This is a genomic window from Acinetobacter sp. YH16042 (assembly GCF_013417245.1).
In the GTDB taxonomy this organism is placed as follows: domain Bacteria; phylum Pseudomonadota; class Gammaproteobacteria; order Pseudomonadales; family Moraxellaceae; genus Acinetobacter; species Acinetobacter amyesii.
Genome location: NZ_VPEJ01000024.1, coordinates 1 through 13,284, shown reverse-complemented (window position 1 = coordinate 13,284; position 13,284 = coordinate 1). Strand labels below are relative to the sequence as shown.

Annotated in this window: 13 protein-coding genes; 7 read left to right on the top strand and 6 right to left on the bottom strand. The window is 39.3% G+C overall.

Going from position 1 to position 13,284, the window contains the following annotated elements:
• The first annotated feature begins 167 nt into the window (after window positions 1–167).
• The 4 genes from FTV37_RS13965 to erpA all read left to right on the top strand — a co-directional run bounded on the left by FTV37_RS13965 (window position 168) and on the right by erpA (window position 4,118).
• Window positions 168–1,172, top strand: coding sequence for a putative solute-binding protein (locus FTV37_RS13965; protein WP_180022815.1), 1,005 nt, complete (start codon window positions 168–170; stop codon window positions 1,170–1,172).
• Between the two features lie 256 nt (window positions 1,173–1,428).
• The gene (locus FTV37_RS13960) at window positions 1,429–2,439 is read left to right on the top strand and encodes a putative solute-binding protein (RefSeq protein WP_180005536.1); all 1,011 of its coding nucleotides are present in this window, start codon (window positions 1,429–1,431) and stop codon (window positions 2,437–2,439) included.
• 201 nt (window positions 2,440–2,640) lie between these two features.
• Entirely contained in the window at window positions 2,641–3,648 is a 1,008-nt protein-coding gene (locus FTV37_RS13955; protein WP_180005535.1) for a putative solute-binding protein, read from the top strand.
• Window positions 3,649–3,782: 134 nt separating this feature from the next.
• Window positions 3,783–4,118: an iron-sulfur cluster insertion protein ErpA gene (erpA, locus tag FTV37_RS13950; protein WP_180064143.1), complete on the top strand. Its 336-nt coding sequence runs from the start codon at window positions 3,783–3,785 to the stop codon at window positions 4,116–4,118.
• Between the two features lie 68 nt (window positions 4,119–4,186).
• On the opposite strand, the gene FTV37_RS13945 is transcribed toward erpA, so the two are convergent.
• From FTV37_RS13945 to grpE, 4 genes are all read right to left on the bottom strand, one after another.
• Complete coding sequence (locus FTV37_RS13945) at window positions 4,187–4,564, bottom strand: hypothetical protein (protein WP_180005534.1); 378 nt, start codon at window positions 4,562–4,564, stop codon at window positions 4,187–4,189.
• Window positions 4,565–4,684: 120 nt separating this feature from the next.
• Window positions 4,685–5,596, bottom strand: a complete 912-nt coding sequence (locus FTV37_RS13940) for a matrixin family metalloprotease (RefSeq protein ID WP_180064142.1) — start codon at window positions 5,594–5,596, stop codon at window positions 4,685–4,687.
• Between the two features lie 216 nt (window positions 5,597–5,812).
• On the bottom strand, window positions 5,813–7,753 hold the full coding sequence (gene dnaK, locus FTV37_RS13935; RefSeq protein ID WP_078194438.1) for a molecular chaperone DnaK: 1,941 nt from the start codon (window positions 7,751–7,753) through the stop codon (window positions 5,813–5,815).
• A gap of 154 nt (window positions 7,754–7,907) precedes the next feature.
• Window positions 7,908–8,447 (bottom strand): nucleotide exchange factor GrpE, encoded by a 540-nt coding sequence (grpE, locus tag FTV37_RS13930; protein WP_078189495.1) that lies wholly within the window; start codon window positions 8,445–8,447, stop codon window positions 7,908–7,910.
• A gap of 938 nt (window positions 8,448–9,385) precedes the next feature.
• On the opposite strand from grpE, the gene FTV37_RS13925 reads away from it, so the two are divergent.
• Window positions 9,386–9,613: a hypothetical protein gene (locus tag FTV37_RS13925; protein WP_252725869.1), complete on the top strand. Its 228-nt coding sequence runs from the start codon at window positions 9,386–9,388 to the stop codon at window positions 9,611–9,613.
• Between the two features lie 182 nt (window positions 9,614–9,795).
• On the opposite strand, the gene FTV37_RS13920 is transcribed toward FTV37_RS13925, so the two are convergent.
• The gene (locus FTV37_RS13920; protein WP_168379529.1) at window positions 9,796–10,365 is read right to left on the bottom strand and encodes a hypothetical protein; all 570 of its coding nucleotides are present in this window, start codon (window positions 10,363–10,365) and stop codon (window positions 9,796–9,798) included.
• 201 nt (window positions 10,366–10,566) lie between these two features.
• On the opposite strand from FTV37_RS13920, the gene FTV37_RS13915 reads away from it, so the two are divergent.
• On the top strand, window positions 10,567–11,637 hold the full coding sequence (locus tag FTV37_RS13915) for an alpha/beta hydrolase (protein WP_078194436.1): 1,071 nt from the start codon (window positions 10,567–10,569) through the stop codon (window positions 11,635–11,637).
• A 63-nt stretch (window positions 11,638–11,700) separates the two neighbouring features.
• Here the strand turns inward: FTV37_RS13915 and FTV37_RS13910 are convergent, their stop codons facing one another.
• A complete protein-coding gene (locus FTV37_RS13910) occupies window positions 11,701–12,372 on the bottom strand; it encodes an acetoacetate decarboxylase family protein (RefSeq protein WP_180064154.1) in 672 nt (223 codons plus the stop codon).
• 101 nt (window positions 12,373–12,473) lie between these two features.
• On the opposite strand from FTV37_RS13910, the gene FTV37_RS13905 reads away from it, so the two are divergent.
• A complete protein-coding gene (locus FTV37_RS13905) occupies window positions 12,474–13,043 on the top strand; it encodes a peptidylprolyl isomerase (RefSeq protein WP_168379531.1) in 570 nt (189 codons plus the stop codon).
• Window positions 13,044–13,284 lie beyond the last annotated feature (241 nt).

Below are 13,284 nucleotides of genomic sequence, written 5' to 3'. Positions count from 1 at the left end.
CTATTCTAATGGATGGCTTTGCAAAAGAAAAAACAAAGCATCGCAACCATCTGAAAAAATGTGACAGATTCCACGTATTTAGGTATATTGAACTGGCTTTAGTATTAAAAAAATATTTCAAGTTGTTGTTTTAAATGGATTAATAAAACATATTGGGAATATAAGAAATGAGAAAAGGAATTTTAATTTTATCGCTTCTTTCAGGTGTGATGTCTGCACAAAGCTATGCCAATCAGAAGGTCTGTGTGTTCGATTTACTTGGAAAAGCAGGGGAATCTTATAAGCTAATGGAAGAGTGGTCTCTAGCCAGTAAGGCATGGGGAGCACAAGTTCAACTGATTTCATATCAAGATGAATCCAAAGTCGATAAAGATTTTAAAGAAGGGAAATGTGACGCATTTTATATGACCTCGATGCGGGCACGTGCGTATAACAAATTTGCTGGTTCGATTGATGCCATTGGCGGTGTACCGAACAATACCATCGCACAAAAAGCCATTACCTATGTCTTAGATAAGCGGAACAGTAAGCGACTGATTACCAATTCAGGTAAAGATAGTTATGAAGTGGCAGGGATTGGGCAAATTGGTTCAGCCTATATTTTTGTCCGTGATCGCAATATCAATAATTTAGAAAAAGCTGAAGGTAAAAAATTTGCCATTTTGCATTATGACTATGCGCAAAAAGAGATGGTCGACCGTGTCGGCGCTGTGCCAGTCATGTCGGAAATTTCCAATTTTATTCGCAAATTTAATCAGGCCGAAGTTGAAATTGTGGCTGCGCCGGCTTATGCCTTTAAGCCACTCGAAATTTCAAAAGGCTTAGGCACTACTGGGGCGATGGTGAATTTTCCTGTGGTGAATGTCACGGCAGACCTGATTATTCGTAACAATAAATTCCCAGATGGTTTTGCTGAACCCTCTCGGCAATGGTTCGTTAAACAATTACCGAAAAGTTTTGCCATGGTAAAACGCATGGAAGCTGAAATTCCTGCCAAATATAAGATGAATCTCAGCAAAGATGATCAGTTGAAATATCAGAAAATTTTGCGTGAAGGACGGATGGATTTAACCAAACAAGGAATCTACGACTCCACCATGATGACGGTACTGAAAAAAGCACGTTGTACGATTGAGCGAACCAATTTTGAGTGTTCAGTGGCGGGTGAATAAGCTTTTTTCTGTATTTCTTTGTAAAGTTTCATAAAAAGGCTGTAAATGCAAAAAGCCTTTTTTGCATACAACATGATGATTATATTTATAATTTTGCCTTAAATAAAAAAGTGATATTAATCACAAAAAAACAGAATGTGCCAAAATGACATAAATAAATGGAGTAAATGCTCTATTTTTTTTAAATTAACTTGCTTAATATCGGCGTTGTGTAAGGACACCTCTGAACCATAAAAAGATTTGAAAGGAAAATAGAATGAAAAAAACGCTCCTATCATTGGCTACATTTGCTGCAATTGGCTTTGCTGGTTCAGCTCAGGCAGCAAAAGTAGATATCTGTGTATTTGACTTACTGGGTAAGTCAGGTGAGTCATACCAAATGGCTCAGGAATGGGCGCTTGCAGCAAAAGGCTGGGGTGCTGAAATTAACTTAATTCCGCGTCAAGATGAAGCAGTAGCCGACAATGATTTTAAAGCGGGTAAATGTGATGGCGTATTTATGACGGCAATGCGTGCTCGTCAATACAATAAATTTGCAGGTTCGATTGATGCGCTTGGTGGCGCACCGAGCAATGCAATTGCGCAACGTGCGATTACCTTTGCATTAGACCAACGTAATGCTGCAAAAATGGTCAGCAACCTAGGTGGTAAGAAATACGAAGTGGCGGGTATTGCTCCACTGGGTTCAGCATTCATCTTTGTCAAAGACAAAAAAATTGACTCAATTGAAAAAGCAGCAGGTAAAAAGTTTGCAGTATTAGGCTATGACGAAGCACAAAAAATCATGGTGCAACGTGTCGGCGCTCAAGCTGTGGTTTCAGATGTATCTAACTTTGTGGCGAAGTTTAATAATGGTCAGGTCGATATGGTGGGTGCGCCTGCGTATGCCTACAAACCATTAGAGATTTATAAGGGTTTAGGTACCAATGGTGCGATGTTTAACTTCCCAGTTTTACAAGTGACCGCGGACTTTATTATTCGTCCTGATCAGTTCCCAGCAGGCTTTGGTCAAAAATCTCGTGATTGGTTTGTGAAACATTTACCGAAGAGTATTGCGATGATTAACCGTTTAGAGGCGGGTATTCCTGCGAAATATAAACTTAACTTAAGTGCAGAAGATAAAACCAAATATCAAAAATTATTGCGTGAAGGTCGTATGGATATGACGAAACGTGGCATTTATGATGCGGGCATGATGTCAGTATTGAAAAAGGCACGTTGTTCTGTCGATAAAGCCAATTTTGAATGTTCACTTAGCGGCGAATAAACTGATATTTAAAGAAAAAAGCCTGGATTTATCCGGGCTTTTTTTCGCAAATGCACAGGTCATTTTCGCCATTGAGTCAGCAAAATATTCAGGTAATCTAAATTGAAATCGAGGGCTGTGAGTATATTTAATCATACTCCGCATGACCCAAAAATCAAAAAATGGTTAAAACAAAAACAGTAAAAAACAAGGAAAGTCAGTATGAAACAATGGACAAAGGCATTGAGTATTGCTGCTGCGTTAATGGCGGTGAATGGCGTAGCTCAAGCAAAGCAAGTGGTGTGTGTATTTGATTTGGTGGGTAAAAATGGTGATGTTTTTACCCTGATGAGAGATTACCAATTGGCGGCAAAAAACTGGGGCGCAGACATTGAGCTCCGCGTCAGTCAAAATGAAGCGGTGATTGCGGAAGATTTTAAAGCCGGTAAATGTGATGGGATCAGTGTCACAGGTATGCGTGGTCGTCAATTTAATAATTTTACCGGTTCTTTAGATGCGATTGGTGCGATTCCAGATTTGAAATTGGCCGTAAAAGTTATGCAAGGCCTTGCGAGTCCAACGTTTGCAAAGAGCATGGTCAATAGTAAATATGAAGTGGTAGGTGTGATTCCTGTAGGTGATGCCTACCTGTTGGTGAATGACCGTAGTATCAATACTGTCGCTAAAGCAGCAGGTAAAAAAATTGCGGTGCTTGATTATGATGAAGCGCAGAAAATTATGGTGCAACAGGTGGGGGCTCAAGCGGTCAGTGCTGACGTGACCAATTTTGGCTCTAAATTTAACAATGGTCAGGTGGATATTATTGGTGCACCTGCAGCGGTGTTTAAACCCTTGGAGTTACATAAAGGTTTAGGTAGTAAAGGTGCAATTGTTAATTATCCAATTTTACAAGTGACGGGTAATATCATTATTCGCCCAGATAAATTCCCAGCGGGATATGGGCAAAAATCACGTGATTGGGTCAAAACACAATTACCTCGTGCATTCACGATATTAGGCAAAATGAAGTCAGAAATCCCAGCTAAATATTGGATGGATGTTCCAACGGCAGACAAAGCTGGCTATCAAAAAATGATGCGTGAAGCGCGTATTGATTTGACTAAACGTGATATCTACGACAAGCGAATGATGAAATTATTATGGCAATTCCGCTGTAAACAAGACCCGAAAAACTTCGAATGTGCATTACAGGACGAAAACTATAAATAAGTTTTAAATGAATCTTGAGAAAAATACTCTGATTTAACTTTAAACTGTGAAGACTGACCATATATTGAGTATGTTATACTTGAAACATGGTCTTTTCTTTTTAAAGACACCCCAATGACTCAGAGGAATCCATCATGAATGCTCAAGCACTTGTGCTGACTGACAATGCTGCCAATAAAGTACGCCAATTGCGTGACAGTGAAGGTAATCAAGACCTCATGTTACGTGTATATGTGACTGGTGGTGGTTGTTCAGGTTTCTCATATGGATTTAATTTTGCAGAAAGCCAAAACGAAGATGATGCTGAATTTGTCAATGAAGACGTGAAAATGTTGGTGGATTCACTTAGTTATCAATATTTAGTTGGTTCAACAGTCGACTATATTGAAGGTTTAGAGGGTTCTCGTTTTGTGGTACAAAACCCGAATGCGACAACCACGTGTGGATGTGGATCTTCATTCTCGATCTAATCACGATGATGAATTGAGCCATAAAAAAGCCCTCATTTTGAGGGCTTTTTTAATGTTTAAAATCGATATTAGGCTTCAAATTTTAGCGCTTCTAACAGATCTAAAATCACTGTGGTCACGTCTTGACTCAATTGATAATTATTAAAAATTTCATAAGCCGTAATGGTGATATCGGTATCACTCGGAAGCAGGCGTTGTTCTTCTTCGATGAGGTCACGGATCGGCAATAGGGTTTGTTTGACCTGTAAATGCAAGACATCTTTAAACTCAAGATTTTCGTCTTCGAGTTCAATGAGTTGCTCATTAAAAAATGGTAAAAGTACCGCATGGAGATAAGGTTGAATTTCGGTAATATCAAAAAGCTCAATATCACGGGTTTGTTCAATCGTGCTGATGTGGTCATTCACTTCAATTAAGATATGGTAGTAACTCACATTGCTCTCCACGGAAGATGTCATTGATATAAGGGGATTATTGCAGATCAACAATAACATGAAATGCTGATTTTTGTTGGTGAATCCTGCAATATCCTTATAAATTGTATGGTTTTTTATGCTCAGGGCACACTAGCGATAATACAGTAAGCTTTGGTCTGCTGGCATCAGTTTAAAGTTTTCTAATTGTTGCGCGCCCAAGATTGGGTACATTAATGCAGTAGGGTCATTATGGTGAGATAAGCCGAGAGCATGTCCGAGTTCGTGGGCAAGGGTGAGGCGTAAATCATCTTCGGCATCAAATTGATAAATCTGAATCTGATCTCCCATAAAGACACCTTTATGAAACTCTCTTGCAGGAAAGCGCTGACTGGCTTGTATCAAGCTTGCATTATATTGATCGATTTGCTGGTTATAGCTTGAGACTTGTTGATTAAATTGATCATTTTGCTGATTAAATCGATCTATTTCTTGGTCTAATAGCATTGCTTGTGCTTTGACTTGCGCAAGTTCTCTTTCAACGCGTTGCATGTTGGGGCCTTGCGCATGCTCGATTCGGCTCCAACCCATACGTTCTTGCGACAGTTGTACTATTTCAGCACGGATCATGGCTTGTTTTGATCGGAGCTGTTGCTCATTCATCTCCAGACCTTTTCTCGAATTTGCTAAGTTCTCGGCATATAAATCATTACGGGCTTTATCTGCGGCTAAGGTCTTTTGGACTTGCTTATAGGCATTGTATTGTTCTTGACGATCATCATAAATTAGATGGATTGCCAGTTGTGCATTTGGGTCATAGATAAATAATGGTTTGAGTGTCCCTTTATGCCATATCTCTGCGGCTTCTTGGCTAAGTTGAATGACTTGTTGCTGGCTTAATCCAAAACGCGGATCGACATCAGCAACCCGATAACGCAGTCGGGTATCGAGAGGGTGTAAAAGTCGATCTGAAATTGAATTAAATTTCAGTTGAGGATGCTGCTTGGTTTGATAGATCCACCAAGTACTCAAAACGATGACAACAATAATTAAAATCAAACGCATAGAGTCGCAAAACTTGATTATATTACATTAATTTAACTGAAATTTAGCGCTATGCAAATCTAAGTTTAGATTGATAGTGAGTCGAAAAGAATGTGGCTGTTTGAACGTTTGCGTGTTATTTGAATATTGCCTGATGCAGATAAAATCATCCAAAAAAAAAAACCGCGCTTTCGCGCGGTCTTTTTGAGCTTTGAAAGACTCAGTTAAAGCGACAAATTATTTTTTGTCATCTTTAACTTCAGTGAACTCAGCATCTACAACGCCGTCATCTGCTTTTTGAGCTTGACCTTCAGCGCCTTGGAAAGCGTTAGGATCAAAACCTTCAGCACCGCCTTGACCTTGTGCAGCTTCATAAGCACGTTGAGTGATCGGCATAATGATGTTTTGAAGTGCTTCAGTTTTCGCTTTGATTGCATCTACATCGTTTTCTTTAGTCGCTGCTTCGAGCTCAGCTACAGCAGCATCGATTGCAGATTTCTCATCAGCAGTTACCTGTTCACCAAGATCTTTTACTGCTTTTTGAGCAGAAGAAACAAGTGCATCAGCTTCGTTACGTGCTTTCGCTAATTCTTCAAATTTACGATCTTCTTCAGCATTCGCTTCAGCATCTTTGATCATCGCTTCAATTTCAGCATCGCTCAAACCAGAGTTAGCTTTAATTTGAATTGATTGCTCTTTACCTGTGCTCTTATCTTTTGCAGATACTTTCAAGATACCATCAGCGTTGATGTCAAATGATACTTCAATTTGTGGTACACCACGTGGAGCAGGTGGAATATCGCCCAATTGGAAGTTACCCAACAATTTGTTTTGTTGAGCCATTTTACGTTCACCTTGGTAAACTGAAATGTCTACAGCTGGTTGGTTGTCTGCAGCAGTTGAGAACACTTGAGATTTCTTCGCAGGAATCGTGGTGTTTTTCTCAATGATCGCTGTTAACACGCCACCCATTGTTTCAATACCAAGTGTAAGCGGAGTTACGTCAAGAAGAAGTACGTCAGTTTTATCACCTGAAAGTACTGCACCTTGAATCGCAGCACCCATCGCTACAGCTTCATCTGGGTTCACGTCTTTACGTGGCTCACGGCCGAAGAACTCTTGTACTTTTTGTTGTACAAGTGGCATACGAGACTGACCACCCACCAAGATTACGTCAGAGATGTCAGAGGTTGAAAGACCTGCATCTTTAAGTGCAATCTTACATGGTTCAATTGTACGAGCAACCAATTCAGCAACTAAACCTTCAAGTTTAGAGCGAGTCACGTTGATCACTAAGTGTTTAGGACCAGTCGCATCTGCTGTGATGTATGGAAGGTTGATTTCTGTTGCATTCGAAGAAGAAAGCTCGATTTTTGCTTTTTCAGCAGCTTCTTTTAAACGTTGAAGTGCAAGCGGATCTTGTTTCAAGTTTACGCTTTGTTCTTTCTTGAACTCTTCAACCAAGTATTCAATTAATGCATTATCGAAGTCTTCACCACCAAGGAATGTATCACCGTTTGTAGACAATACTTCGATTTGTTGGTCGCCATCAAGGTCAGCGATTTCAATGATTGATACGTCGAAAGTACCACCACCTAAGTCGTAAACCGCAACTTTACGGTCGCCTTCTTTTTTGTCCATACCGAACGCAAGTGCAGCAGCTGTTGGTTCGTTGATGATACGTTTAACATCTAAACCAGCAATTTTACCTGCATCTTTAGTCGCTTGACGTTGAGCATCGTTAAAGTACGCAGGAACAGTAATTACCGCTTCAGTTACTGTTTCACCAAGGTAGTCTTCAGCTGTTTTTTTCATCTTTTTCAAGATTTCAGCAGAGATTTGTTGTGGTGCAAGTTTCTTGTCATTTACATCAACCCAAGCATCGCCATTGTCAGCTTTGATGATTTTGTAAGGTACAAGGCCGATATCTTTTTGCACAGCTTGGTCTTGGTACTTACGACCGATCAAACGTTTGATTGCAAATAATGTGTTTTTAGGGTTAGTCACTGCTTGACGCTTAGCAGATTGACCGACAAGGATCTCGCCATCTTTATACGCAATAATAGATGGAGTTGTACGAGCGCCTTCAGCGTTGTCGATTACTTTTACTTTGTCGCCTTCAAGTACTGCTACGCAAGAGTTTGTAGTACCTAAGTCAATACCAATGATTTTCGCCATTTGGATGTTTCCTCTAAAATTCTTTTATTCCCAAACTCTTCCCTTTCTCAAAGGGAAATAAAAAGGGATTTACTTGTTATCCGATATGAGAGCCAATCAAAAATTTTCAAGTAATATTAGTTAAAATTTTTAATTCGTCTCAGAAAATTTGGGTTTATGCACCAACCATAACCATAGCTGGACGTAATAGACGACCGTTTAAGCTATAGCCTTTTTGCAATACTGTCCCGATTTCATTCGATTTGGCATTTGGATCGATGCCCACAGCTTGGTGAAGATCTGCATTGAAACCATTTGCAGTATCCACAGCAACCACACCAAATTTTTCTAAAGTGCTGAGCAATGATTTCAGCGTAAGCTCTACACCTTCAGATAAACCTGATTTTTCATCACCTGCCGCAGCGATGGCGCGTTCAAGGTTATCGACTGAATCAAGCAATTGTTTTGCAAATTTTTCCAGCACAGTATCTTTATGCTTTTCAGATTCGCGTTGAATACGCTCTACACTTTTTTGCGCTTCATATACGGCATTTGCAGTACGTGCTTTTTCAAGTTTTAAGCTTTCTTCTAAATTGGTGATTTGTGCTTGTAAATCTTCAACTGAAACTTCAGCTTGCTCGTTTTCAGCTTGAGTTTGCTGTTCTGCTTGCTCTTGTTGAAGATCTTGAGCGTCTTGGTTTTGCTCAGTCGCCATTGATTTACTCCGTTTAAATGGGTTCTTAAACATGTTCAGTCCTTATAGCTGTGTGTTCAAACGACATCGATGCGTAACTGCCATGCGTTTTGAATTCATGATTAATAAAAGAAATCGGGGCAGGGGATAAAAATTCAAGCGAAGTCAGCGATTAAATGCAGTTTTTTATTCAAATAAATGGTTTTTCAGCCAAATATCGACTGCAAAATTAAATTCTATGAAAATATAAATTATTGATTTGAATGTATAATCATATTTTGATCGGATTTATAGATTTTCATCATAAATTTTAACGGTTTCTCTTTGTGCCTGAAAATTTGCATAATTTATCTATCGGAAGTGACCATATCCACTGGAGAGAGGGATATGGTGACTACCTCTAGATTTTAGAAACACTTTTCCATGCTGATTTCCCAAGAATCAGCATTTTTTTTGCCTCAAAAAATAGTGGTTAATATTTATACATAAAAACTCTTAGTATCAGTTTTATTAAATATTTCACAAAAAATGATCAGCACAGTATTCTTTGTTTCAGATTCTATCGCTGTAGTTTCTTAATTTATTTCAAATGTGTTTTTCATGGCCTGCTTCTCTCATAAGCAGGCTTTTTTTTGCATGAAATTTATAAAAACAGCCACTTAAGTAACTGAGTTGCAAGTTTTGTTGAACTTTGTTGTATTCAAAAGCTGTGATCACGCTTTATTCAAAAATCATTTATATTTATTTTTTTAATAAAAAACAAAGCACTTGAGTTAAAAAAATGATGTAAAGCCTCAATATAAAAGAAAACTGCCTGATTAATAAAACATTTCATAAGCTGTACCGTGCCTCGTACAAAGTACAACTCAGAAGGTGGGAACTTCACAGAATTATTTTCCATTATGACTCGGGCAAAGTTGAGCTTTGCTTTTAATGATTCAATGAAGGAAATAATGAAGATGAAAAAAATTGGTTTATTCGCTGTCGCAGTTTTAGGTTTTGGTTTAGCTGCGGTAGGTTGTACTTCTCAAGAAACTGTAGAATCTCCAGAAACCGCACAAGTAACGTCTGCAACTGAAGCATCTGTAACGACAGAGCAATCGGGTGCTGTGGTTCAAGCAGATCCATCAGCTCAAGGTGCTGAAGTTCAATCTGCGCCTGCACCACAACCTACAATTCAGCAATAAGATTGTTTAATGCTCTCTGACCTGTAACAACAGGCAGTCAAGAATAGACAGAAGATAGGATGCCTCTTCTGTCTATTTTCTTTTCTATTGCTTTTTTTTACCTTTTCTATTTTTAGTGAACGAAAAAAAAGCCCATCATGTAGATGAGCTTTTTACTTTTAACCGATCTGCAAAAACAACAATTAACGGCGATTTTCCCACGCGCGACGACGTTCTTCAGCCGCTTTACGTTGTTGATCTGATGCCTTTCTTAAATCTTGAATATTTTTTTTGCGCTCTTGCTCAATTTGTTTTCTACGATCTTGACTGGCTTTACGGCGCTGTTCTTCTAAGCGCTGACGCTCTTTGCTGACTTTTTGACGATCTTGTTCAGCACGTTTACGACGTTCAGCTTCAGAGTATTTACGCTGTTGTTCTAGACGTTGACGTTCGAGTTCGTTTTTACGACGATCCCACTCTTGTTGATTTTTACGATTCTGTTCCCAGTTACGCTGGTCAAGTTGCTGCTTTCTACGTTCGAGCTCTAAACGATTACGTTGTTGTTGCTGACGTTCCCATGTACGGCGGTCTTGTTCATAACGACTGTCGTAACGGCGATCATAACGATTATCATAGCGTCGATCATTATTATCATAACGGCGGTCATAACGTTGATCATAACGTCCATCGTAGTAACCATCTTCAGGGAATGCTACGCAGCCTACAGCCAAAAAAGCAGTCGCAAAAGACAGAAGGATGATCTTTTTAGCCATGGTGAGTATCCTTTATCGAGAATGGGTTAGCATAATCAACCCATAAAACTTGGGTAAATTGTCAATGACAACTCTATAAAAGAAGATTAGCTTAACTAGGTCTGTACTATGTATGTCGATGTTGAGACTTATATGTGAATATGGTCACATTTGACCTAGATCATGTAGAAAGTATGAAGAGCATAATTCGAAGGATAGAGCATGTTTGCATTGAATGAATCACTTAAAAATATGAAAGATAAAGGCCAAGGTACGGCTGCTCGGTTACTTGATCGTCTTCCTAACTTTGCCAAAGAAAGCCTCGCAAAACGTCTCGATTATCCGTTTATTTTTCCAGAATTAGATCCGCTGGTGAAATGCATGATGGCGGCTCAACTCAAGCAAGGTAAGTCAGGCTTTGTGACCGAAGACTATGTGAAGTCTCGTAAATTATTTGATTTACAGATGGAGTCGATCAAGACCAAGCCGACTTTTGTGAAACAAGTGCAAGATATACGTCTACCTTTACAAAGTGCTACGCTGTTTGCGCGTCATTATCATCCTGCTCCAAATAAAAAATTACCGATGATCGTGTTCTATCACGGTGGTGGTTTTGTGGTGGGTGGTCTAGACACGCATGATGAAGTTTGTCGTTTATTGGCCGTGCATGCCAAAGCACAAGTTTTAAGTATTGATTATCCACTCACGCCAGAGGCCAGCCCAGCTCAATTAATGCAAAGTTGTGAAGATGCCTTGGCTTGGACTTATCAAAATAGTCGTCAGTTTAAAATTCTAAAAAATCGAATTGCGGTGGCAGGGGATAGTGCAGGCGGCAATATTGCTACCGCAGTTGCGCAGCGCAGTGCTCAGAAAGTTTTTGCCCCGCAAGCTCAGCTATTAATTTATCCTGTGGTGGATTTCAAAAGTCGCCACCCATCTTTCTATGCTTATAAAGATGGTTTGGTTCTGACTGAAAAAGATATTGATGTCGTAACTGCTTTATATGCGGAACAACATGCAGTGGCCTTGGATGATCCATTAATTTCACCAACCTATGGAAAATTGGCAGGTATCGCACCCGCGTATATCGTGACGGCAGGGCATGACGTTTTACATGACGAAGGTGAAATTTATTCGCATAAACTCCGTCAGCAAGGGGTGAAAGTGTTTTATCAAGAATATACCGATCAAACCCATGGCTTTATTAACTTAACCCCGGTTTCGCACCGAGCTAAAAAATACGTGATTGAGATCAGTACGAAGTTCCGTAAATTTTGGGATAAACGTAGCTAATCATTCCTTTATATAAAGTAAACCCAGTGTTTCACGTGAAACACTGGGTTTTTATTTATTGGGTTATTTATCTTGGATTTTTGCAGCAGGAAAAACGAGGCTAAATTGGGGGACATAAAAGCTTTGCAATAATCGTGCTTCAGAAAAATTTGGAAAAATGTCCTGTGTGTTGTGCCATTCTACCTGTTTCAGTTTAGATAGCCGTCCGCGAAACTTCGGTGAAAATTGATAGCGCTTACCTTCCCACGCTTGTCTGATTTGCAACATCGCTGCAGGGATATGATGACTATTAATATAGAAAGAACGCTGTAAACGTGATTTTTTTAAACGGATCTGCATCTTTTGTTGTTCAACTTCTATAGTACAGACTACTTCATTGTCATGTTGTTGCCATTCAAACTTTGCCAACTCTTTAGGAATACCCCAGAGTTTTTGGCCATGAATGACAGAGATATCTGTCGAAACATAAATCTTAGGTATCGAACTTAACCTTTTCTTACTCCATAAAGGGTGATCTAAAATCAGCAATTCGTCATAAGGACCCACAGGCGAATCATGATATCGGACCAATAACACCTGAACCACACGACCCAAAGGTGATGTCGCTAAACGGAACATCTGCGCTTGTTGGATAAAACTCGGAGAGATCCAATAATTTAAAATAAAAGCATCGCCACGCAGTTGCCAAGGCGGTAAATGTGTCAATGGAGTGTCCGACGGTATTATTTGCGTCATCATTGTTCTCGTTTTAATAATGGCAGAATAATTACTTTTTAATCATCAAAGACTAATATACAGTCAATAACAAGTACGAGATCAATCAGAAGAGTTAGCAAATGTTAAAACAGATTTTATTTACTGTAGCACTTGGCTGTGTGAGCTTAAGCAGTTTTGCTGCCAATACTATTGTCGAAATGAAAACCTCTCAAGGCAATATTGAAATTGAACTATTCAATGACAAGGCACCTATCTCAGCAAAAAACTTTGAAAGCTATGCAAAAGAAAAATTTTATAACGGTACAATCTTTCATCGCGTGATTCCTGGATTTATGGTTCAGGGTGGGGGCATGGATGTCAAAATGCAGGAGAAGCCAACAAAAGCGGCTATTAAGAATGAATCAAGTAATGGCTTGAGCAATAAGCGCGGCACATTGGCAATGGCACGGATGAATCATCCTGATTCAGCAAGTAGTCAGTTCTTTATTAATGTTGCAGACAATGACTTTCTCAATAAAAGTGCAATGAATGCGGGATATGCTGTTTTTGGTAAGGTCACTAAAGGGATGGATATCGTCGATAAAATCGTAAAAGTTCCAACTGCGAACTATGGAATGCACCAAAATGTCCCTGTAAACCCAGTGGTTATACAGAGTGTGGTGATTAAAGCAGCACCTGTAAAAAACTAAGCACACAAAATAGGAAAAATATTTTACATGATATTTGTAATAAATATCATGTATTTATGTGAATAAAGTGTGTTTTTTGAACCATAATAGTGCATAAAAATGAAACACTCGTGTTCTTTGTGAGTGAAAAGCACTTGCACGTGTAAGAAATTGCCCTATAATGAGCACCATACCGACGAGATAGACGGAAACGAACGAAACGCGAAGCGTTGAATTGTTGAGTTTATCGAAGTCCAGCTTT

What these genes read in the sequence shown, in the direction of transcription:
- FTV37_RS13965 (WP_180022815.1), top strand. Translation starts at nt 168, where the DNA reads ATGAGAAAAGGAATTTTAATTTTATCGCTTCTTTCAGGTGTGATGTCT.
- FTV37_RS13960 (WP_180005536.1), top strand. Translation starts at nt 1,429, where the DNA reads ATGAAAAAAACGCTCCTATCATTGGCTACATTTGCTGCAATTGGCTTT.
- FTV37_RS13955 (WP_180005535.1), top strand. Translation starts at nt 2,641, where the DNA reads ATGAAACAATGGACAAAGGCATTGAGTATTGCTGCTGCGTTAATGGCG.
- erpA (WP_180064143.1), top strand. Translation starts at nt 3,783, where the DNA reads ATGAATGCTCAAGCACTTGTGCTGACTGACAATGCTGCCAATAAAGTA.
- FTV37_RS13940 (WP_180064142.1), bottom strand. Translation starts at nt 5,596, where the DNA reads ATGCGTTTGATTTTAATTATTGTTGTCATCGTTTTGAGTACTTGGTGG.
- dnaK (WP_078194438.1), bottom strand. Translation starts at nt 7,753, where the DNA reads ATGGCGAAAATCATTGGTATTGACTTAGGTACTACAAACTCTTGCGTA.
- grpE (WP_078189495.1), bottom strand. Translation starts at nt 8,447, where the DNA reads ATGGCGACTGAGCAAAACCAAGACGCTCAAGATCTTCAACAAGAGCAA.
- FTV37_RS13925 (WP_252725869.1), top strand. Translation starts at nt 9,386, where the DNA reads ATGAAAAAAATTGGTTTATTCGCTGTCGCAGTTTTAGGTTTTGGTTTA.
- FTV37_RS13920 (WP_168379529.1), bottom strand. Translation starts at nt 10,365, where the DNA reads ATGGCTAAAAAGATCATCCTTCTGTCTTTTGCGACTGCTTTTTTGGCT.
- FTV37_RS13915 (WP_078194436.1), top strand. Translation starts at nt 10,567, where the DNA reads ATGTTTGCATTGAATGAATCACTTAAAAATATGAAAGATAAAGGCCAA.
- FTV37_RS13910 (WP_180064154.1), bottom strand. Translation starts at nt 12,372, where the DNA reads ATGACGCAAATAATACCGTCGGACACTCCATTGACACATTTACCGCCT.
- FTV37_RS13905 (WP_168379531.1), top strand. Translation starts at nt 12,474, where the DNA reads ATGTTAAAACAGATTTTATTTACTGTAGCACTTGGCTGTGTGAGCTTA.